Here is a 20,189-nt window from a genome sequence, read left to right as displayed (position 1 = left end):
TTTAAATCGGTATTATTGGCGAATCGGTTCTCGTTTAAGGAAGACAAAATGCGTATTTCATTATTTCAATTTAATTGGCAACAATACCTAAGATTGTTATTTCTCTTATTTGCGGTTGGTTTTGTTGCCAGCGGTTCTGTAACTTGGGTGGCAGCAAATTGGGATAGTTTTAATAAATTTGAGAAACTATATGCCACACAGGCTTTACTTAGTTTGAGTTTTGTTCTGTTGACTTGGCGATTACGCAAGTCGGTTGGGTTCTCTCATTATGCCTTTGCTTTTTTATCGGCAGTGTTAATCGGTGCGTTATTGGCATTAATCGGGCAAATTTATCAAACTGGTGCGGATACATGGGAATTATTTGCGTGGTGGTGTTTGTTACAACTGCCATTATTATGTATTTTGCCGAATATCGCTAATGCCTTGTTATTTATTGCCACGGCGAATATTGCCACATTCTTATTATTAGACGCTCACTTTTATTTTGTATTTGATGCACCTTATTATTTGATGGGATTAAATCTATGCTTTGTGCTAGTCAGTGAATTTTTTCACCGCACTTTTCACGATCAACAATGGCGTATTTTGCCCAAGATAAGTAATTTGTTATTTTTACTGAATGTATTTATGCAATACGGTCTGGAATATAATGCGTTGATTGTGTTGTTTATTTCTCTTGTTGGTTTGTTTCTTTATAAACAACGAAAAGAGGATATTTTTTGCTTAGCCCTTTATTTCTCCAGTACCATTCTTGCAGTCAATATGGCGTTATTAACCTATGGTAAAGATAGCGATGAATCCCTGATTCTGATGATGTTTGTCTTGACTATCAGTGCTTTTATCGGCGGAATGATATACCTGAAAAAAATATTTGCGGAAAAATACCCACGGCTTGAATTTAATTGGGTTATTCAATTAATGATGCTCTTTTTTGCTTGTTTGGTGGGTCTTTTATTGATTGGTGTACTCGTCTTTGTGTTTAATATACCAGAAGAAAGTAGTTTATTATTCACCGCTATTTTGTTGTTATTTGCGTCCATTATTGCCAAAGCCAAACAAATAGCCCCTTTTATTATTCAGATGTTGCTTGCAATGGGCGGAATGGTATCTATGGTCTATTTCTTTGCTTCAGGTGATGACCAAGAAATCTATATGCTTTGTCTTATGTTGATTTATTGTGCCGTGATATTTTTTATAACAGAAGCTCATTGGGTGCGAATATTAGCCGTTTTGCTTGTGTTGACCACTATCTGTTGGCAACAACAAGATTTTATTTTGCAATATACAGGCATATTCTACAGTCTATTAATGTTATTGACGGCGGCACTTTTGCTTGGTTTGAGCCAATTAAAACAAGAAAAATGGCTTAATATTCTAAAACCAATCGCTTGGGCAGGCATTATTTCGGTGTTTGCTTTACCTTTCTTTGATGTTACTGATTGGCAATTAACACTCTTTGACACCGCATTAGAAAGTCTTTCACCCACCTTTTTCGCTCAAGTGACCCAAGATTTTTTTAGTCCTCCTTGGTCTTTGACTAAAATATTGTTTATGGCAGTATGCTGTTTGCCGTTGGTAATTTTCTTATATTTTAATAAAAGCCAAGAAACATCTTTAAAAAGCACCGCACTTATTACACTGGTGTTGCTTTTTATGGCAGTCAGCTTCATTTCAAACCCTGTGATTTTATTTATCTTTGGTTTATTATTGTTAGCTCATATTAATCATAGTTACTTATTGTTCAGTCTGACGATAATAATGATGTTAGATAATCTGGGGCAATATTATTACAACCTCAATTTGCCATTATTATATAAATCGTTTCTTCTTTTAGGGGTTGGTGTTATTTTTAGTTTGGTCAGTGTATGGCTTTGGTATGAAAATAAACCAAGACAAACTTCACCAGCTTTTAGCGATACAAATACGGAACAAAGTGCGGTGAAAAATTCCCCTGTTTTTTCGCTTAAAATGGGGGCGAATTTAGTTATTTTAGTTACCGTGTTAACTGGAGCAAATTATCTGATTCAACAAAATGAAGATGTGTTAAATAATGGCGAACCTATTATTTTACCGCTTGCACCAGTGGATCCAAGATCGCTCATGCAAGGTGATTATATGGCATTAAATTATCAGCTATTGGAAGAAATTCCATCGTTAAATAGGTTACAAGAACAGAATGAGGCGAGTTTAGATCAGCAGAACGATCCATTGAAACCACATAAGCTCTATGTGTTATTAGAGATTAATGCTCAACATATTGCACATTTCTGTGCAGTGGAAACGGAAATACCGACCGAATTTAAACATTGTACCAAAGGGGTATATTTACCGATAAAAGTAACGAAATATGATGGCTATAAATTACCTACCCATAGTTATTTCTTTGCAGAAGGAAAGGATCAATATTATGCTCACGCAAAATATGGCGAATATCGCTTTAAACAAGGTAAAGCCTTGTTGTTAAGATTATTAGATGAAGATCTTCATGCTCTGTAAAATAGAAATCGCCCCCTATAATAAGGGGGCGATTTAATATTGCTTAGTAGCGTTCTTCAATTAATGAAATTCAGCCATAAACTCTTGTGCTTTTTCTACCATGGCTTTTGAGCCGACAAATAATGGTACCCGTTGATGGAGTTCGCTTGGTTGAATATCTAAAATACGTTGATAGCCATCACTTGCCAATCCGCCTGCTTGTTCGGCTAAAAATGCCATTGGATTACCTTCATAAAGCAAACGCAGTTTACCGTCTGGATAATTGGTGGCACTTGGGTAAATATAAATTCCCCCTTTGAGCATATTACGGTGGAAATCGGATACTAAAGAACCAATATAGCGAGAAGTATAAGGACGTTGTGTAGTGGCATCTTCTTCTTGGCAATATTTAATATATTTTTTCACGCCCATTGGGAATTTCAAATATTGCCCCTCGTTAATGGAGTAAATTTTGCCATGATGTGGCATTTGGAAATTTTCGTGAGAAAGACAAAATTCGCCTAAGGTTGGATCGTAAGTAAAACCATTCACGCCATTGCCCGTGGTATAAACTAACATCGTAGAAGAACCATACACCACATAACCTGAAGCTACTTGTTGATTACCCGGTTGCATAAAATCTTCTAAGGTTACTGGGGTGCCTACTGGAGATACTCGGCGATAAATTGAGAAAATCGTCCCTACGGATACATTGACATCAATATTAGACGAACCATCAAGGGGATCGGTTAAAATAATATAACGTGCATTACGTCCCCGTTCTGTATCAAACGCAATAAAATTGTCTTCTTCTTCAGAAGCAAAGCCAGCCACATCTTCACGAGCCATTAAGGCACGTTTGAAAGTATCGTTGGCAATCACATCTAGTTTCATTTGGCTTTCACCTTGCACATTTTGATTGCCAGCATAGCCTAAAATATCATTGGTTAAACCTGCACGGTTAATATCGCGGTGAATCACTTTGGCAACTAAACGAATGGAAGAAAGGATACCAGATAATGCCCCTTTGGCATTCGGGTATTCAGCTTGTTTTTCGATAATAAAAGCATCTAGGGTTTTCATAGCTAATCTCTGTTTGACATTAAAAAATCATTAATTTTGCACCGCACTTTCTTGCTAGACGGCGTAAGAAACTTGGATTATCATAACAACTTTAGTTTTTCATCAATATGATGAATGTTTAATAATGTGATCTAACGCACAAATTTTTCAATAGTTTGTACAAATAATAAGAGTTAAGAATGACAACACAACATATTCATATTTTAGGTATCTGTGGCACTTTTATGGGCGGTGTCGCCATGATTGCCAAACAAATGGGCTATCATGTAACGGGTTCAGATACGCAGGTTTATCCCCCAATGTCCACCTTTTTGGAACAAAGTGGGATTGAAATTATCCCTCATTTTGAGATCTCTCAATTACAACCAGCACCTGACATGGTGATTGTGGGTAACGCCATGAAACGAGGCAACCCTTGTGTGGAATATGTGCTTGAAAATCAACTTCCGTTCACATCAGGTCCACAGTGGTTACATGATAATTTATTGCGTAATCGTTGGGTATTCGCTGTATCAGGCACCCATGGCAAAACCACAACAACAGGTATGCTGACGTGGATCTTAGAGCAAAACGGTTTAAATCCGAGTTTCTTAATCGGCGGTATCGCAGGCAATTTCGGCGTTTCCGCTCGTTTTACCGACAGTCCGTATTTTGTGATTGAAGCAGATGAATATGATACCGCTTTTTTTGATAAGCGTTCTAAATTTGTCCATTACAATCCAAAAACCTTGATTATCAACAATATCGGCTTCGATCACGCCGATATTTTCGATGATCTGCACGACATTCAACGCCAATTTCACCACGTGATCCGTACCATTCCGCAATCTGGCTTAGTGCTGTCGGTGGCAGATGAGCAAAGTGTGAAAGAAACCTTGGATATGGGTTGCTGGTCAGGTAAGCAATTTATCGGCAAAGATCAAGAATGGCACGCCGAACGTTTACGCCAAGATTGCACCCATTTTGCGGTGTATCATCACGGTGAAAAAGCCACCGAAGTACAATGGAACATTGTCGGGCAACACAATATGCACAATGCCTTAATGGCGATTGCCGCCGCTCATCACGCAGGTATTTCGGTGCAAAAGGCTGCACAAGCCTTGAGTTCGTTTGTGAATGCAAAACGCCGTTTAGAAGTAAAAGGGACAGTGAATGGCGTGACGGTTTATGATGATTTTGCTCATCACCCAACAGAAATTCAAGCTACGTTGACCGCACTTCGAGATAAAGTAGGCGGCGGAGTACGTATTTTCGCCGTGTTAGAACCTCGATCTAACACGATGAAAATGGGTCATCATAAAGATGAAATTGCACCAGCATTAGTACGAGCAGATAAGGTATTTTTATTGCAACCTGATAACATTCCATGGGAAGTCGCCGAAATTGCCGCCGATTGTGTGCAGCCTGTCAAATGGGCAGCGAATGTAGAGAAATTGGTAGATTTTGTCGTAGCGGAAGCCCAACCAACAGATCATATTTTAGTGATGTCCAATGGCAGTTTTGGTGGGATTCATCAGAAGTTGTTGGATAAGTTGGCGAAGTAAAATCGCTAAATAAAAACAGCACAAAAAAGCACCGTAGTTTGAAAGCTGCGGTGCCTTTCTTTCGGACTTTTTGAACTTTTTAATCTGGCGAATAATACAACTTCCCAATTTCAATTCTCGCACGTCCTGTTTCTAACCTCCATTTATTGCTGTCACGCAATGAATAAACGCAGCCACAATATTCTTGTTGATAGAAACGTTCACGCTTGCTGATTTCAATCATACGAGCAGAGCCACCGCCTTTTCGCCAGTTGTAGTCCCAATATTCCACATCGTCATAATGGCTGGCAGCACGGTGTCCGCAGTCGTTGATTTGGTTCATGTCTTTCCAGCGAGAAATGCCTAAACAGCTGGTGAATACGGGGAAGCCGTTTTCGTGAGCGTATTGAGCGGCTTTTTCAAAACGCATATCAAAGCACATGGTGCAACGAATACCTCGCTCGGGTTCCCATTCCATGCCTTCGGCTTTTTTGAACCATATTTTGCGGTCGTTTTCGTAATCATCGTCCACATCAATAAAGGGAATATTGTGTTTTTCTGCAAAGCGAATATTTTCCTCTTTGCGGATCATATATTCTTTTAATGGGTGAATATTGGGGTTATAAAAATAAATGGTGAATTCAATCCCCGAAGCTAAAATCGCTTCCATGACTTCGCCTGAACAAGGCGCACAACAAGAATGTAACAGTAATTTGTTGTGTCCGTTTGGCAAGTCTAATTTCGGGCGAACAAAAGGGGCGTTCGGATCTTTGCGTTCTTTACGTTTTCTTTGTTTGGGTTGATATTCAAATTGAGTGTTGTTAGTCATCTTAATAAGTTCTATCTACGGATAAATATGCCAATGAAATTAAGGCTTGTTTATAAATACTGTCAGGTAAAATCGCAATCGCTTGCACCGCTTTTTGGGCTTCTTGTTTAGCTCGTGCCATTGCATGATCGAGCGATTTGTGTTCTGCCATAATGGCTAATACTTGATCAATAATATCACGTTGTCCGCCTTGTAGAATAGCATGACGAATCAGTTCTGATTGCTCAGGACTGCCGTGACGCATGGCATGTAATAATGGCAAAGTTGGTTTCCCTTCGGCTAAATCATCACCGATATTTTTACCTAATGCCGCCGCACTGGCACTGTAATCTAATATATCATCAACTAATTGAAAAGCTGTTCCAATATAACGACCATATTGTTGTAAAGCACTTTCAATTTCTTCGGAAGCCTTAGCGATAACAGCAGGTGCTTGAGCGGAAACCTCAAATAAACGTGCGGTTTTACGATAGATCACTTTCATATAATTTTCTTCGCTGGTGTCAGGATCGTTGACGTTCATTAATTGTTGCACTTCTCCCTCAGCGAGTACGTTAGTTGCATCAGACATAATGCGTAACATTTTTAAGGAATTCAGTTTTGCCATTAATTGGAAAGCACGAGTATAAATAAAATCCCCGACTAACACACTGGCGGCATTACCAAATTCAGCATTTGCTGTTGGATTACCACGACGAAGATCAGACTCATCTACAACATCATCGTGCAATAGGCTGGCGGTGTGAATAAATTCGATGAACGTTGCACAAATTGGCATTAAATCCCCTTGATAGTCGATTGCTCGAGCGGCTAATAAGGCGATGGTCGGACGAATACGTTTTCCACCACTTTGTACGATGTAATAGCCAAGTTGATTAATTAAGGCGACATCAGAAGTTAGTTGGGCTAAGATTTCTTCATTGACTTTCCGCATATCCGCTTCAATTAAGGTTTGGATAGCTTGTTGATCCATTAAATTATTTTGCATAGAATTTATTATTGTTTAAGTTAAAGTGCGGTGCATTTTAACTGATTTTTAGCGATTTCTAAAATGAAACTATGCAAAACAATGGAAATTTCAACTTTTTTTGTTTTATTGCAAATTAATACTTGCTATCAAGGGCAATTTTCCGTAGAATTTGCGACCTATTTATATGGTTTTAATGTGCTTAAAAAATGAAATAACATTGTAAGCACGATATTAGCGGAGTATTTATGTACGCAGTTTTCCAAAGTGGCGGCAAACAACACCGAGTAAGTGAAGGTCAAGTTGTTCGTTTAGAGAAACTTGAACTTGAAGTCGGCTCAAATATTGAGTTTGATTCAGTGTTAATGGTCGTTAATGGTGAAGATGTTAAAATTGGTGCCCCAGTTGTTACTGGAGCAAAAGTAGTGGCTGAAGTGGTGGCTCAAGGTCGTGGCGATAAAATTAAAATCGTTAAGTTCCGTCGCCGTAAACACAGCCGTAAACAACAAGGTCATCGTCAGTGGTTCACCGAAGTGAAAATCACTGGGATTTCAGCATAATATCAGAGGAGTTATAGAAGATGGCAACTAAAAAAGCTGGTGGTTCAACTCGTAACGGTCGTGATTCTGAAGCTAAACGCCTTGGTGTAAAACGTTTTGGCGGTGAATCTGTTTTAGCAGGTAGCATTATCGTTCGTCAACGTGGTACCAAATTCCACGCAGGTTCAAACGTAGGTATGGGGAAAGACCACACTTTATTTGCGACTGCAGACGGTAAAGTTAAATTTGAAGTAAAAGGCGAAAAAAGCCGTAAATTTGTTAGTATCGTAACTGAATAATCTTCAGATTAGCAAAGAATTGAAACGCCCTACTAAATAATATAGTGGGGCGTTTTTGTCTTTCTTAGCGTATTATCGGTGAACATAATAAAATACAAGGAAAGTCAGATGCAACAAAATCCAGTTCTTGGTTTTTTCTTGGCTTTGACCGCTGCAATGGCTTGGGGATCACTTCCTATAGCGTTAAAACAGGTCACAGCTGTAGTCAGCGTAGAAACCATTATATTTTATCGTTTCACGGTGGCGACAACGATTTTATTTGTATTTTTGGCTTGGAAAAAGAAACTCCCGAAGTTATCCCAATTTAATCTGCAGGTATTCACTTGGTTGGGAATCGGCATCATTGGTTTAGCAGGAAACTTCTTTTTATATAATTCTTCCTTAAATTATGTGGAGCCAATGATTGCACAGGTGTTTAGCCCCGTGTCTTCTTTCGGTATGTTACTTGTTGGGATTTTATTATTTAAAGAAAAATTAGGTATTCATCAAAAAATCGGGCTAGTGTTATTAGTTTTGGGGCTAGGGTTATTTTTTAATGATCGCTTTGCTTTGTTTTTAAATATCAATATTTATTCGATTGGTGTAATTTGCGGTTTTAGTGCTGCGATTATTTGGGTACTGTATGGTTTGGCACAAAAAATATTGGCACGTTTTTTTAGTACTCAGCAGATTTTAATGTTTATGTATTTTGGCTGTGTTTTGGTTTTTATGCCAATGTCGAATTATAAGCAATTTGATGAACTTAGCCCTTTTGCTTGGGGGTGTTTTATTTATTGTTGTTTAAATACCCCGCTGGCTTATGGTGCTTATGCGGAAGCCTTAAATCAATGGGAAGTGTCTAAAGTCAGTGTAGTTGTAACAGTGGGACCATTATTTACTTTATTATTCGGTCATTTAATTCATGCTTTCGATCCTACTGATTTTGCTAAACCAGAGTTTAATACACTGAGTTATATTGGAGCATTGCTATCTGTTTTTGGAGCAATGTTAGCTGCCATCGGGCATAAGTTATTTAATAAAAGAAAAAACGCCCTGTAATGAATGGCGATATTATGGAGATAAAAGAATGAAATTTATAGATGAAGCCCTTATTCGAGTTGAAGCAGGGGACGGTGGCAATGGCTGTGTGAGTTTTCGCCGTGAAAAATTTATTCCAAAAGGTGGACCTGATGGCGGTGATGGTGGTGATGGTGGTGATGTATATTTAATCGCTGATGAGAATCTCAATACTTTAATTGATTATCGCTTTGAAAAACGTTTTGCCGCTGAACGAGGTGAGAATGGACGTAGTTCCGATTGCACAGGTAAACGAGGCAAAGATATTACCTTACGTGTACCAGTAGGAACCAGAGCCATTGATAATGATACCAAGGAAACATTGGGCGATCTGACTAAACATGGTGCCAAGATGCTGGTAGCAAAAGGGGGTTATCATGGTTTAGGTAATACACGTTTTAAATCTTCTGTGAATCGAGCACCACGCCAAAAAACCATGGGAACAGCTGGAGAAAAACGAGATTTACAGCTTGAGTTAATGTTACTCGCCGATGTGGGTATGTTAGGTTTACCGAATGCGGGGAAATCAACTTTTATTCGTGCTATTTCAGCAGCAAAACCAAAGGTAGCAGATTATCCATTTACTACTTTAGTGCCAAGTTTAGGCGTAGCAAGGGTTGGTACAGATCGTAGCTTTGTGGTAGCAGATATTCCAGGTTTAATTGAACACGCTTCAGAAGGTGCAGGGTTAGGCATTCGCTTTTTAAAACACTTAGAACGCTGTCGTGTACTGATTCATCTCGTGGATATTGCTCCCATTGATGAAAGTGATCCTGCGGATAATATTGCGATTATTGAAAATGAATTATTCCAATATAGTGAAAAGTTGGCGGAGAAACCACGTTGGTTAGTGTTTAATAAAATTGATACGATGTCTGAAGAAGAAGCCCAACAATTAGCCAAAGAGATTACTGAACGCCTTGGCTACGAAGAAGATTATTTCTTAATTTCCGCCGTCACAGGCAAAAACGTGTCTGATTTAACCCGTGAAATTATGGACTTCATTGAAGCCAACCCAAGAGAAGTGGAAGAAGAAAATGCACCAACTGACGAAGTGAAATTTAAATGGGACGATTATCATCAAGAAGCGATGCAAAATGCAGTGGAAGATGACGATGATGATTTCTGGGACGATTGGTCTGAAGAAGACGATGAGGGTGTAGAGATTATTTACGAACGCTAATTGAAGAAGTGCGGTGAAAAATAGAAACTTTTTCACCGCACTTGCATACTATTAGTCGGATTTATTGATTAGCCAGCAAATAATTCAATACCACTTGATGATGCTCGCTTGTTTTGAATTTATCAAACACCTGTTCAATCACCCCTTGCTCATTAATTAAAAAGCTGATGCGATGAATACCATTATAGGTTTTACCTAGAAATTTCTTTTCTCCCCATACGCCGAATTGTTCCGCTACCTGATGATCGGGATCGGACAAAAGATCGAAATTCAAACCTTTCTTTGCCACAAATTGAGCTAATTTTTTCGGGCTATCGGGGCTGATACCCAAAATTGTTACGCCTAATTTATCCAGTTCTGTTTTGGCATCTCGCAAACCGCAAGCCTGCGTTGTACAACCTGGTGTCAGTGCTTTCGGATAAAAATACACGAGAACCTTTTTACCTTGAAAATCTGTTAATGAAATCGTTTGATCTTGTTGATTGTGTAAGCAAAAGTACGGTGCGATTTCACCAATTTTTAATGGATTCATGAGTAAATTCCTTATGTATGATTTATTTTATAATTTTTTAAATAAAATGGTAAAACTTGCTTGCAAATTGCGATTATTTTAGCAATTATAGAAGAAAGTTATCAAGCAAACATCAACAAAATATTACGAGAGGTTTTTTATGTCTTCAAATCCTTTATTTTACGGTAGCATTGTCGCCCTTATTACCCCGATGGATAGTCACGGTGAAATAGATTATAACGAGCTAAAAAAATTGGTTGATTTTCATATCAAAGCAGGAACAAATGCTATTGTTTCTGTTGGTACAACTGGTGAAGCTGCCACATTAAGCATTGATGAAAATGTAAAAACAATTTTAAAGACGGTAGAATTTGCAGATGGAAGAATTCCTGTGATTGCTGGAGCTGGAGCAAATGCCACTAGCGAAGCAATTACCATGACTAAATTATTAAATGATAGCGGTGTAGCAGGTTGTTTGTCTGTTGTGCCTTATTACAATAAACCTACCCAAGAAGGGATGTATCAACATTTTAAAGCTATTGCAGAATGTACTGATTTACCACAAATTTTATATAACGTACCAGGCAGAACAGGGAGTGATATGCAACCTGAAACAGTAGGGCGTTTGGCTAAAATTGAAAATATTGTTGGAATTAAAGAAGCAACGGGCGATGTCAGTCGTGTTCGCAAAATTAAAGATCTTGCAGGCGAAGATTTTATTTTCTTGAGTGGTGATGATGCCACTTTCTTAGAAAGTATGAAATTGGGCGGACAAGGGGTTATTTCTGTGACGAATAACCTTGCACCAACTGATATGGCAAAAATATGTCAATTAGCCTTAGCGGGTAAATTTGACGAAGCGGAAGAAATTAATCAACGTTTAATGGCATTGCATCGTGACTTATTTGTGGAGGGAAATCCTATTCCAGTAAAATGGGCTGCCTATAAATTAGGCTTAATTAGTAATCCGATTTTACGTTTACCATTAACAGTGTTGAGTGAACAGGCACAGCCGAAAGTATTAGCTGCATTACAACAGGCAAAATTAATTTAAATTTAACCGCACTTTTAGGGCTATTTTATTAGCCCTAAACTTTCTCATATTTTTGTGGTCTATAAGTGCGATATATTTTACCAAAATTTTAAAGGGATAGATGATGAAAAAATGGCTTTTACCATTAACCGTGTTAGCAACCCTAACTGCCTGTTCAACCAGTAATGATAGTAAACAAACCGCCAATGATAGTTATGAAAAACGAGGTGTGATTCCTGTTTTTACTAAATTAGATACAGGTGGTGTCACTATCTTAGGGCAAGAGAATACCTATCAATTACCGACAGATGTTTCCATCAAAACTGATGGCACAGATATTCGTCCACCATCAACACCTATGGCGATTATTGGTAATTCAGTAACCCATTTTGATGGTGAACGTTCATCTATTATTTATCCTGCGGAGAAAAAATCTGTTTACAATATTCAGCAAGTACAGCGTTTATTAACAGAACAAAACATTCAATTCACTACATTAGGTAATCAGGTACAAACTGATTGGGCAAAAACAGGACGAGCTGATGAAATTGGTGATGTGCAAGTTCGTTATATTATTGAAGAAGTGGGCAACAACACTTCTAACGCCTTAGTCGTAGCGATTGCTCAAATGAAACGAGATGAAGTTATTTTCACGCCAACGGTGAAAGACAAAGAACGTTATACTTCAGATCGTCTAAATCAGTTGGTGGGTGAGTTAAATTCTGCTTATCGTCAACAACAGCAACAAGTGGCAGTATCAGATGTTGCCACGGGTGCGGTTCAATCTGCGATTATCACTGATACCAATCAACATGTAGCTTTGGCGATGAATATCAATTTCCGTCAATCTTGGCAAAAATTAGAACAAGCCTTGCCACAACTGGGTTTTGAGTTCAAAGAATCTACAGCGGGTAAAGGTTATGCACTATTAAAATACAAACCATTAGATGACAGCGAATGGGCTCGTTTCGGTTTAAGCAAACCAGATCTTGAAAAAGGTGAATATTCAATGCAACTTAGTGCCTATGGGAATGAAAGTGCGGTCGTGATTAGCGATGAAGATAAATTCGCATTGAGCGGTGAAAAAGCCCAAACCTTATATCAGGCATTGCAGAAAGTGTTGTCTAATTAATATGCTGGCTAAATTATAGCTAAAAGAAAACCTAGTGCGGTGTAAACTCACTAGGTTTTTTCATGGCTAATTAAAGTGTAATACCAAATTTTTGTTGGGCGAACGCCTGAAAATCTGTACAACCACCGATTGGTTGCCCATCCACCACGACTTGTGGCACAGTTTGTACTTGAGCGACCCTGATAGCTTTAGCAATATCATCTTTGCTCATATCTTTTTCAATAATATCAATAAATTCATAGCTAAATCCGTTTACTTCTGTGGCAAGTTTATCCGCCAAGTTTTTTGCTCGAACGCAAAAAGGGCAAGTCATACGACCGTAAATTTTTATAAACATAGTTTTTCCTTTTTAAGTGAATGTTGTGGAATTTTACGCTAAATTAAGTAAAAATATAAATTGTTTTTTTCTAACATTTAATTAGCCAAAATCTTATGAAAATTTTAATGCTATGTCGTGAACCACGTTTGTACAGTTGCCAACGGTTAAAATCTGAGGCTGAAAAACGTGGACATTCAATGGATATTCTCGATCCTAATCGTTGCTTATTAAAACTATCATCAAATAGACCGCACTTTGACGTGTATTATCAATGCAATGGAAAAGAAAATTGCTATTTATTACCGAAATATGACGCAGTGTTGCCACGTTTTGGTACGGCAAGTACACAAATGGGATGTGCAGTCTTACGTCATTTCGTGGCTGGCGGGGCGATTAGTTTAAATGATGATCAGGCATTTTTACGAGCTAGAGATAAATGGCAAAGTTTACAATTATTACAACAAGCTGGCGTGCTGGTTCCACAGAGTATTTTAGCGGGTAGCGAATTTTCAGCAAAAAGTGCGGTCGCTAAAATGAAAACCCCTACCATTTTGAAAACCTTAAATGGCTCACAAGGTATCGGAGTTATGCTGGCGGAAAAGCCACAAAGTGCGGTGAGTATTTTGGAAACATTGAAAGAAGCTAAAGTAGTTACGTTATTACAAGATTTTATTCGGGAGGCTAAAAACACGGATATTCGTTGTTTTGTAATCGGTGATAAAGTGGTAGCAACTATGTTGCGACACGGGCAAAATGGCGAATTTCGGGCAAATTTTCATCGTGGGGGAAGTGCAGAAAAAATCACTCTTACCATAGATGAACAACAAATAGCGATTAATGCTACTAAAGCATTAGGCTTAGATGTGGCTGGCGTAGATTTGATTCGCTCTAATCAAGGATTATTAGTGTTGGAAGTCAATGCCAGCCCTGGATTAGAAATGATCGAAAAGACCAGCGGTGTGAATATTGCGTTGGAGATGATTGTATGTTTAGAACAGAAATATCAATTATTAAACAATAAATAATCAATGTGGGGGGGCGTAATCTAATACGCCCATTCAGAAAGTCAGGATTATTAAGATACCACTTCTGGCTGTTCTTCCAACGGATATTCAGGTGGAAGCTGCGGATTGACTTCTTCTTCATTGAATGGAACAGTTTCAAGTTCGGTTTTTGGTGCTTCATTTTCTGGCTTACTTTGATTTAGCAGCATCTCTCGCATTTTACTGAAATTCGTTTTTTCTGATAACCAAACTGCGGTTAAAATCTGAGCAAATTCAGGTTCGAATTCATAATCTAATACTGTATCATTTAATACAAAATAACTTTTATCTGCTAATGCAATAAAACTTAAATGATCTTGCGGGGAAAAATCAGGGAAAATCCGTTGTAATTCTTTTAGCCAAGTGGATGTGGTGTCTGACGACACCATTTTCAAACTATCAATTTCTTTAATTAAGGTAACTGCAAAATTTTTACCTTCCACTTGTTTGTCAAAAGTAAAAGTAAGCATCAATGGACGTTCATTTTCTTGATATTGCCCTGTTTCGGTGGAAAGCGTAATACTATACACAAGAAAAGGTCCCCAGTTGTAATCTGCTTTGCCAACAGACTTCCACTGAGCTAATACTATGTTAGGCAATAATCCTAATAATAAACATAAAATCAGTTTAAATTTCATTGAATGAACCGTGCTGAAATAAAATATTGTGCGAATTATAGCAATAATTTAATCAGCAAAGTATAAAAAATTAATGATCTAACCCCATTTGCCAAAATGCCACTTCCATTCGTGTCGCTGTCGTGAAAATGTGCTGGATATTTGCTAATTGTTTCGCATTGAGATCTTGGCAAAGTGCGGTTAAAAAATCTTTATATTTTTCCACCGCAGTTTGAAAAGTTTCATCGGCATAAGAATCAATCCATTTTTGATAAGGGTTATTGGACACTAAATTTTGTTGGCTTAAACGCAATCCGATTTCCGCATAACCAATGGCACAAGGGGCGATTGCTGCATAAAGTTCCGCCAGACCACCTGTTATACCACAATCTAAGACATAGCGAGTATAGGCGACACAAGCAGGATCTTCTTCTATGTTTAATAAATCTTGTTGACTAATCCCCCAATCTTGGCAGAAATCAATATGTAATTGGATTTCTTGTAATAAAACCGTAATCGCTTGATGAATATCTCGCATTTGCTCAAAATTTTCCGCCTTGAATATGGCGAGTGCTAAGGCACGGTTGTAGTGAAATAGGTAGAGATAATCTTGTTTTAAATAGTATTGAAAGCTCGATAAGGGTAATGTACCTTGTCCTAGTTGTTGTACAAAATCATGTTCTACATAATGATGCCAATGAGGTTGAGCTTGTTGGATAATAGTTTGAATAAAATCGTTTTTCATGGTTTAGTTTCCTACGTCAGTTGGGGGCTGAGAGTGTGTCATTATTTTTCTGCGACGGAGACAAATTTTAGCCTAATCAAGGCGAAAGACGTGCAGTTTAGTCATTCTAAATAAGCGTCTTTCAACGCCGAGTAGGCTAAAATTTATCCCGTCCCGTAGGGTTGTGCTTAAAAAAGCCACACTCTGCGTCAAAAAATTTGAAAATAGAACCACTATTTTCTGCATTTTTTTCCTTGTTTGTGGCTTTTTTAAGCGACAACGCAGAAAAATAATGACACACTCTCAGCCCCTTATCTGTTTCAGGTTCAACGGGTGTAATCTCAGCTTGTAGAAGCACCCCGACTAAGAGAACGGAAGATTAACAAAAAATAGTTGAGTAAACAATTCATCATATTCAGAATTGTGAGATCGGTCACAAAAAATCCAGTAGAAAAGGCTGAAATTTTTGATTTCAGCCTTTATAGAACAAGAGTTTAGACTGAGTTAGCTTTTACAAGAATTGCCCTTTTTCTGTACTTAGCCTAGTCTATAACCAATTTATTCACTATGCTTTTCTATCGGTATAAGTTGTCCTTCTCTAAATAGAGTTGGTACAAGCCATTCTAATTTAGAATGTTTTTGAGCATAATCTTCCCAAAATAAACTAATTTCTCTTGTTAGTTGCATCGGTAATAAGGTGAGTTTTCCTATTTTGGGATCATATATACTTAAATGGGCACAATAGTTTACGGTTCTTAAAGCGGTGCAACAACCTGTAATATTTGATATTGATATTAATTTTCTGAATAAACCACGATCATTTTTAATCCAAGAATATGAAATTTGTAACAGCAGATTTTTCTGAATAGCATAACAATTCGTATCTACTAAAAAATCGTGGTTACGTGTTATGGCTTTATAAGTCGGGAGTTCAATTTTCCAGAAACCTAATGAATCATAATTGTCATCACAAATAAATTGACCGTCATCGTCATATAAATGTCTTAAATGATAGGCGTAATCCACGTTATGTTTTTCAAAGAATGGTATAAAGCCTTCAATATGGTTTTCATCATACCAATTATCATCATCTAAAAGACAAATAATATCTTCGTTTATTAAAAAAGGGGCAGCGGCTAGAATTCGCAGACACCCCATTCCATTTCCACCCGTATTCATCGGTAAATAGATAAATTCTACGTCAGGATACTTGGCTTCCAACGGTTTGACTTTGTCCCAGAATTTTTTACCGTCAACAAATACATAATGTTTGCAAGGATAGGTTTGGTTTTGAACGGAAATAATGGCACGCTCTAATTCAGGGCGACCAATAGTTGCAGTGATTACAGCAAAAGTTAAACTACTATTGATTGATTGATTGATTGATTGATTGATTGATTGATTGATTGATTGATTGATTGATTGATTGATTGGCATTCATTGTTTCCTCACTGATTAAATAAGCCAAAATTTCCGCCGCATATTATATAACAAAGAAAAATAAAAAGACTGAAATTTTCAATTTCAGTCTTTGGATTCGGTAATTATGCCAATTCTTTACGCAATTTTTTCGTTACTTTCATCATCACTTCCAACTGTTCAATGGTTTCTTTCCAGCCACGGGTTTTTAAACCGCAGTCTGGGTTGACCCATAGGCGTTCTTTTGGCACCACGTTTAACGCTTTGCGTAACAAGTGTTCGATTTCCGCTTCGGTCGGTACGCGTGGGCTATGAATGTCATACACGCCCGGACCGATGTCGTTCGGATATTTGAAATCGCCGAATGCGGTCAATAATTCCATATCGGAACGGGACGTTTCGATGGTAATTACGTCAGCATCTAACGCCGCGATGGCAGGTAAAATATCGTTAAATTCAGAATAACACATGTGCGTGTGAATTTGTGTATCGTCCGCCACGCCCATTGAGCTTAAACGGAATGCTTCGCCTGCCCATTGTAAGTAAGCGTCCCAGTAGGCACGTTTGAGCGGCAAGCCCTCACGAATCGCAGGTTCGTCAATTTGAATCACTTTGATACCTGCTTTTTCCAAATCTAACACTTCGTCAGACAACGCCACGCCGATTTGTTTACATACAGTTGAACGTGGAATATCGTTACGTACGAATGACCATTGCAGAATGGTAACAGGACCCGTCAACATCCCTTTCATCACTTTTTTGGTGAGGCTTTGAGCGTATTGCGACCAACGCACTGTCATTGGCTCTGGACGGGTTACATCACCAAAAATCACAGGTGGTTTTACACAGCGTGAACCATAGCTTTGCACCCAACCGAATTTGGTAAAGGCAAAGCCGTCAAGCAATTCACCGAAATATTCCACCATATCGTTACGTTCCGCTTCGCCGTGAACGAGGACATCTAAGTCTAATTCTTCTTGTTTACGCACCACATATTCGATTTCTTTTTTCATCGCCGTTTCATAATCCGCTAAAGACAATTCGCCTTTTTTGAAGCTGGCACGAGCGTGACGGATTTCGCTGGTTTGTGGGAATGAACCGATGGTGGTGGTCGGTAATAATGGTAAATTTAACCACGCATTTTGTTTGGCAATACGCTCGGCGAATGGCGATTTGCGTTGATCCGCATTGGCTGGTAAGTTTGCTAAACGAGCGGCGACTTCCGCTTTGTGAATGACTTTGCTGTTTTTGCGAGCATCAGCAGCCGCTTGGCTGGCATCTAATTGTGCTTGTACTGACGCACGACCGTTATTTAACGCTTGTTTTAATACGTTTAATTCTTCCACTTTTTGTAACGTGAACGCTAACCAAGAATAAAGATCAGGATTTTTCTCTTGTAATTGTGTTTCCACGCTCAAATCATAAGGTGTGTGTAATAATGAACAGCTTGGAGCAATCCATAAACGTTCACCGAGTTTGGTTTTTAATGGCTCTAACACATCAAGCACGCTATTTAAATTGGCACGCCAGATGTTACGACCCTCAATCACACCCGCAGAAAGCACTTTGTTATAATCAGCGAAAGTCGCTAATTGTTCAGGCGAACGCACTAAATCAAGGTGTAAACCAGCCACTGGTAACGCTTTTAATAATGGAGCGTGTTCTGCCACTGAACCGAAGTAAGTTGCCAATAATAATTTGGCATTCACTTTGCTTAAGTCTGCGTACACGGACTGGAACGCATCAAGCCATGGTTTTGGTAAATCTAATGCCAATGCTGGTTCATCAATTTGAATCCACTCGGCACCCTCATTGGCAAGTGCGGTTAAAATTTCTTGATAAACTGGGACTAATTTTGCCAATAAATCAAAACGGTTGAAGGCTTCGCCTTTTTCTTTACCTAACCAAAGGAATGTTAACGGACCAACGATTACAGGTTTTGCCTTATGTCCGTTGGCAACAGCTTCACGATATTGATTGACATAATGTGCTGGATTGGCTTTGAATTGAGTGTTTTTGCTAAATTCGGGTACTAAATAATGATAGTTGGTATCAAACCATTTAGTCATTTCAATGGCAAACTGATCTTTGTTACCACGTGCTAATTCAAAATATTGTTCTAAAGTTAATTTTTGACTGTCAAAACCAAAACGAGCAGGAATCGCCCCTGTCGCCACTTGCAGATCTAAAATATGATCGTAAAACGTGAAATCACCTGTTGCGACAAAATCCGCGTTTGCTTCAGCTTGATGCTTCCAGTTTTTCTCACGTAAGGCTTTGGCAAGTGCTAATAAATCTTGCTCGCTTAATTCTTTACGCCAGTAGCGTTCCTGTGCAAATTTAAGTTCACGTTTTGCACCAACACGGGGGAATCCTAATACATGGAATGTGGTCATAATCTTGCTCCTATAATGGGAATAATAAATTTCTATTTAGACGGCTAAACGTCCACTTGATAAAGATAATGCCGAATTTTTATTTATTAAGCAAACTAATCTTTTTCATTTTTTGTATGAATTATTTTAATGATATGGGGTGGAATGAGTCTGGTCTTGATATATAGGTTATTGCCCCCCCTTCCCCCTTCGGGGACTTCCCCCCGCAAGCAGGGGGAAGAAAAATCACTTCGTTATCCTTGGTTGTAGGGGGAAGAAAAATTACTTCGTTGTCCTTGGTTGTAGGGGGAAGAAAAATCACTTCGTTGTCCTTGGGTGTAGGGGGAAGAAAAATCACTTTGCTCCCCCTGCTTGCGGGGGGGGGGGGGGGCTGTCCGAAGGACTGAGGGGGCAGAACAATAGATTAGATCTTTTTTATTTTTGTGAAATAAGTTTTGCAAAACTCCCTTATCTAAGGTAATATTCGCAGTCTAGTTATTTTTCAATAAAAAATAAGGTTAAAGCATGAAAAAAGGAATCCACCCTGATAATTATCGTACAGTGTTATTTTATGATAGTAATGCCAAACAAGGCTTTTTAATTCGTTCTTGTGCTAGAACAACAAATACAATGAAATGGGAAGATGGCAAGGAATATCCCGTATTTATGTGTGATACATCATCAGCATCACACCCGTTCTACACAGGCAAAACACGTCAAATCGGCAATGAAGGTCGAGCTAGTGACTTTACCAATCGTTATGGTAAGTTCGGTGCATTAAAATCAAAATAGGAGATTAGCATGCAAGTATTATCATCATTAAAAAGTGCCAAGACTCGTCACCCAAATTGTAAAGTAGTTCGCCGTCACGGTGTGGTCTATGTAATTTGTAAGGAAAATCCACGTTTTAAAGCCCGTCAGGGTATGAAGAAAAAAAGAAGATAGGGATTTCTTCAGCATCGCACTGAGATTTATTCAGTGCTAGATGGAAAAGGAACGGAAAATAAGGATTTTTTCTGGTTATTTTGTTAGAAAAAGCGGTGGATTAAAAATTCACCGCTT

At 38.4% G+C, this 20,189-nt stretch carries 20 protein-coding genes; 11 read left to right on the top strand and 9 right to left on the bottom strand.

Features of this window, described 5'->3' with window-relative positions:
- Nucleotides 1–48: 48 nt before the first annotated feature.
- Nucleotides 49–2,496: a GDYXXLXY domain-containing protein gene (locus O1Q80_RS09255; protein ID WP_386694652.1), complete on the top strand. Its 2,448-nt coding sequence runs from the start codon at nucleotides 49–51 to the stop codon at nucleotides 2,494–2,496.
- Between the two features lie 60 nt (nucleotides 2,497–2,556).
- Here the strand turns inward: O1Q80_RS09255 and fbp are convergent, their stop codons facing one another.
- Entirely contained in the window at nucleotides 2,557–3,558 is a 1,002-nt protein-coding gene (gene fbp, locus O1Q80_RS09250; protein WP_386687216.1) for a class 1 fructose-bisphosphatase, read from the bottom strand.
- 179 nt (nucleotides 3,559–3,737) lie between these two features.
- Here fbp and mpl point away from each other — a divergent pair, with 179 nt between their 5' ends.
- Nucleotides 3,738–5,102: a UDP-N-acetylmuramate:L-alanyl-gamma-D-glutamyl-meso-diaminopimelate ligase gene (gene mpl / locus O1Q80_RS09245; protein ID WP_386694650.1), complete on the top strand. Its 1,365-nt coding sequence runs from the start codon at nucleotides 3,738–3,740 to the stop codon at nucleotides 5,100–5,102.
- A 79-nt stretch (nucleotides 5,103–5,181) separates the two neighbouring features.
- On the opposite strand, the gene O1Q80_RS09240 is transcribed toward mpl, so the two are convergent.
- Nucleotides 5,182–5,910: an epoxyqueuosine reductase QueH gene (locus O1Q80_RS09240; protein WP_386694648.1), complete on the bottom strand. Its 729-nt coding sequence runs from the start codon at nucleotides 5,908–5,910 to the stop codon at nucleotides 5,182–5,184.
- A 1-nt stretch (nucleotide 5,911) separates the two neighbouring features.
- Nucleotides 5,912–6,883, bottom strand: coding sequence for an octaprenyl diphosphate synthase (ispB, locus tag O1Q80_RS09235; RefSeq protein ID WP_386696182.1), 972 nt, complete (start codon nucleotides 6,881–6,883; stop codon nucleotides 5,912–5,914).
- Between the two features lie 242 nt (nucleotides 6,884–7,125).
- On the opposite strand from ispB, the gene rplU reads away from it, so the two are divergent.
- The 4 genes from rplU (at nucleotide 7,126) to cgtA (ending at nucleotide 9,954) form a co-directional block, all read left to right on the top strand.
- On the top strand, nucleotides 7,126–7,437 hold the full coding sequence (gene rplU / locus O1Q80_RS09230; protein WP_386690929.1) for a 50S ribosomal protein L21: 312 nt from the start codon (nucleotides 7,126–7,128) through the stop codon (nucleotides 7,435–7,437).
- A 20-nt stretch (nucleotides 7,438–7,457) separates the two neighbouring features.
- The gene (gene rpmA / locus O1Q80_RS09225) at nucleotides 7,458–7,715 is read left to right on the top strand and encodes a 50S ribosomal protein L27 (RefSeq protein ID WP_386687206.1); all 258 of its coding nucleotides are present in this window, start codon (nucleotides 7,458–7,460) and stop codon (nucleotides 7,713–7,715) included.
- Nucleotides 7,716–7,823: 108 nt separating this feature from the next.
- Nucleotides 7,824–8,753 carry a DMT family transporter gene (locus tag O1Q80_RS09220; RefSeq protein WP_386690927.1) on the top strand — a complete coding sequence of 310 codons (930 nt, stop codon included), beginning with the start codon at nucleotides 7,824–7,826 and terminating at the stop codon, nucleotides 8,751–8,753.
- Between the two features lie 28 nt (nucleotides 8,754–8,781).
- Nucleotides 8,782–9,954 carry an Obg family GTPase CgtA gene (gene cgtA, locus O1Q80_RS09215; protein ID WP_386694646.1) on the top strand — a complete coding sequence of 391 codons (1,173 nt, stop codon included), beginning with the start codon at nucleotides 8,782–8,784 and terminating at the stop codon, nucleotides 9,952–9,954.
- 61 nt (nucleotides 9,955–10,015) lie between these two features.
- Here cgtA and bcp read toward each other — a convergent pair whose 3' ends face one another.
- Complete coding sequence (gene bcp, locus O1Q80_RS09210; RefSeq protein WP_386694644.1) at nucleotides 10,016–10,486, bottom strand: thioredoxin-dependent thiol peroxidase; 471 nt, start codon at nucleotides 10,484–10,486, stop codon at nucleotides 10,016–10,018.
- 139 nt (nucleotides 10,487–10,625) lie between these two features.
- Here bcp and dapA point away from each other — a divergent pair, with 139 nt between their 5' ends.
- Both dapA and bamC read left to right on the top strand, forming a co-directional pair.
- Nucleotides 10,626–11,519 carry a 4-hydroxy-tetrahydrodipicolinate synthase gene (gene dapA, locus O1Q80_RS09205; protein ID WP_386687198.1) on the top strand — a complete coding sequence of 298 codons (894 nt, stop codon included), beginning with the start codon at nucleotides 10,626–10,628 and terminating at the stop codon, nucleotides 11,517–11,519.
- Between the two features lie 103 nt (nucleotides 11,520–11,622).
- Nucleotides 11,623–12,630 (top strand): outer membrane protein assembly factor BamC, encoded by a 1,008-nt coding sequence (gene bamC, locus O1Q80_RS09200; protein WP_386694642.1) that lies wholly within the window; start codon nucleotides 11,623–11,625, stop codon nucleotides 12,628–12,630.
- A 70-nt stretch (nucleotides 12,631–12,700) separates the two neighbouring features.
- Here bamC and O1Q80_RS09195 read toward each other — a convergent pair whose 3' ends face one another.
- Entirely contained in the window at nucleotides 12,701–12,967 is a 267-nt protein-coding gene (locus O1Q80_RS09195) for a GrxA family glutaredoxin (RefSeq protein ID WP_386687194.1), read from the bottom strand.
- A gap of 95 nt (nucleotides 12,968–13,062) precedes the next feature.
- Between O1Q80_RS09195 and O1Q80_RS09190 the strand changes: the two genes are divergently transcribed.
- Nucleotides 13,063–13,974: a RimK family alpha-L-glutamate ligase gene (locus tag O1Q80_RS09190; protein WP_386694640.1), complete on the top strand. Its 912-nt coding sequence runs from the start codon at nucleotides 13,063–13,065 to the stop codon at nucleotides 13,972–13,974.
- Nucleotides 13,975–14,024: 50 nt separating this feature from the next.
- Here O1Q80_RS09190 and O1Q80_RS09185 read toward each other — a convergent pair whose 3' ends face one another.
- From O1Q80_RS09185 to metE, 4 genes are all read right to left on the bottom strand, one after another.
- A complete protein-coding gene (locus O1Q80_RS09185; protein ID WP_386694639.1) occupies nucleotides 14,025–14,630 on the bottom strand; it encodes a hypothetical protein in 606 nt (201 codons plus the stop codon).
- A gap of 70 nt (nucleotides 14,631–14,700) precedes the next feature.
- Nucleotides 14,701–15,354, bottom strand: coding sequence for a thiaminase II (gene tenA / locus O1Q80_RS09180; RefSeq protein ID WP_386694637.1), 654 nt, complete (start codon nucleotides 15,352–15,354; stop codon nucleotides 14,701–14,703).
- Nucleotides 15,355–15,891: 537 nt separating this feature from the next.
- On the bottom strand, nucleotides 15,892–16,770 hold the full coding sequence (locus O1Q80_RS09175; RefSeq protein ID WP_386694636.1) for a glycosyltransferase family 2 protein: 879 nt from the start codon (nucleotides 16,768–16,770) through the stop codon (nucleotides 15,892–15,894).
- A gap of 107 nt (nucleotides 16,771–16,877) precedes the next feature.
- Nucleotides 16,878–19,148: a 5-methyltetrahydropteroyltriglutamate--homocysteine S-methyltransferase gene (gene metE, locus O1Q80_RS09170; RefSeq protein WP_386694634.1), complete on the bottom strand. Its 2,271-nt coding sequence runs from the start codon at nucleotides 19,146–19,148 to the stop codon at nucleotides 16,878–16,880.
- A gap of 504 nt (nucleotides 19,149–19,652) precedes the next feature.
- Here metE and O1Q80_RS09165 point away from each other — a divergent pair.
- Entirely contained in the window at nucleotides 19,653–19,919 is a 267-nt protein-coding gene (locus tag O1Q80_RS09165) for a type B 50S ribosomal protein L31 (RefSeq protein WP_386687186.1), read from the top strand.
- Nucleotides 19,920–19,928: 9 nt separating this feature from the next.
- On the top strand, nucleotides 19,929–20,072 hold the full coding sequence (ykgO, locus tag O1Q80_RS09160; protein ID WP_132302792.1) for a type B 50S ribosomal protein L36: 144 nt from the start codon (nucleotides 19,929–19,931) through the stop codon (nucleotides 20,070–20,072).
- Nucleotides 20,073–20,189: the final 117 nt, after the last annotated feature.

The organism is Lonepinella sp. MS14435 (genome assembly GCF_042485795.1).
Taxonomy (GTDB): Bacteria; Pseudomonadota; Gammaproteobacteria; order Enterobacterales; family Pasteurellaceae; genus Lonepinella.
Note: the sequence above shows the minus strand (reverse complement) of the source record. Positions and strands in the feature narration are given on the sequence as shown.

Excerpts from the sequence above, each read along its gene's own strand:
- fbp (WP_386687216.1), bottom strand. The coding sequence starts at position 3,558 with ATGAAAACCCTAGATGCTTTTATTATCGAAAAACAAGCTGAATACCCG.
- tenA (WP_386694637.1), bottom strand. The coding sequence starts at position 15,354 with ATGAAAAACGATTTTATTCAAACTATTATCCAACAAGCTCAACCTCAT.
- rplU (WP_386690929.1), top strand. The coding sequence starts at position 7,126 with ATGTACGCAGTTTTCCAAAGTGGCGGCAAACAACACCGAGTAAGTGAA.
- rpmA (WP_386687206.1), top strand. The coding sequence starts at position 7,458 with ATGGCAACTAAAAAAGCTGGTGGTTCAACTCGTAACGGTCGTGATTCT.
- O1Q80_RS09175 (WP_386694636.1), bottom strand. The coding sequence starts at position 16,770 with ATGCCAATCAATCAATCAATCAATCAATCAATCAATCAATCAATCAAT.
- metE (WP_386694634.1), bottom strand. The coding sequence starts at position 19,148 with ATGACCACATTCCATGTATTAGGATTCCCCCGTGTTGGTGCAAAACGT.
- ispB (WP_386696182.1), bottom strand. The coding sequence starts at position 6,883 with ATGGATCAACAAGCTATCCAAACCTTAATTGAAGCGGATATGCGGAAA.
- O1Q80_RS09165 (WP_386687186.1), top strand. The coding sequence starts at position 19,653 with ATGAAAAAAGGAATCCACCCTGATAATTATCGTACAGTGTTATTTTAT.
- O1Q80_RS09195 (WP_386687194.1), bottom strand. The coding sequence starts at position 12,967 with ATGTTTATAAAAATTTACGGTCGTATGACTTGCCCTTTTTGCGTTCGA.
- bamC (WP_386694642.1), top strand. The coding sequence starts at position 11,623 with ATGAAAAAATGGCTTTTACCATTAACCGTGTTAGCAACCCTAACTGCC.
- O1Q80_RS09185 (WP_386694639.1), bottom strand. The coding sequence starts at position 14,630 with ATGAAATTTAAACTGATTTTATGTTTATTATTAGGATTATTGCCTAAC.
- O1Q80_RS09240 (WP_386694648.1), bottom strand. The coding sequence starts at position 5,910 with ATGACTAACAACACTCAATTTGAATATCAACCCAAACAAAGAAAACGT.
- dapA (WP_386687198.1), top strand. The coding sequence starts at position 10,626 with ATGTCTTCAAATCCTTTATTTTACGGTAGCATTGTCGCCCTTATTACC.
- O1Q80_RS09190 (WP_386694640.1), top strand. The coding sequence starts at position 13,063 with ATGAAAATTTTAATGCTATGTCGTGAACCACGTTTGTACAGTTGCCAA.
- ykgO (WP_132302792.1), top strand. The coding sequence starts at position 19,929 with ATGCAAGTATTATCATCATTAAAAAGTGCCAAGACTCGTCACCCAAAT.
- bcp (WP_386694644.1), bottom strand. The coding sequence starts at position 10,486 with ATGAATCCATTAAAAATTGGTGAAATCGCACCGTACTTTTGCTTACAC.
- mpl (WP_386694650.1), top strand. The coding sequence starts at position 3,738 with ATGACAACACAACATATTCATATTTTAGGTATCTGTGGCACTTTTATG.
- O1Q80_RS09255 (WP_386694652.1), top strand. The coding sequence starts at position 49 with ATGCGTATTTCATTATTTCAATTTAATTGGCAACAATACCTAAGATTG.
- cgtA (WP_386694646.1), top strand. The coding sequence starts at position 8,782 with ATGAAATTTATAGATGAAGCCCTTATTCGAGTTGAAGCAGGGGACGGT.
- O1Q80_RS09220 (WP_386690927.1), top strand. The coding sequence starts at position 7,824 with ATGCAACAAAATCCAGTTCTTGGTTTTTTCTTGGCTTTGACCGCTGCA.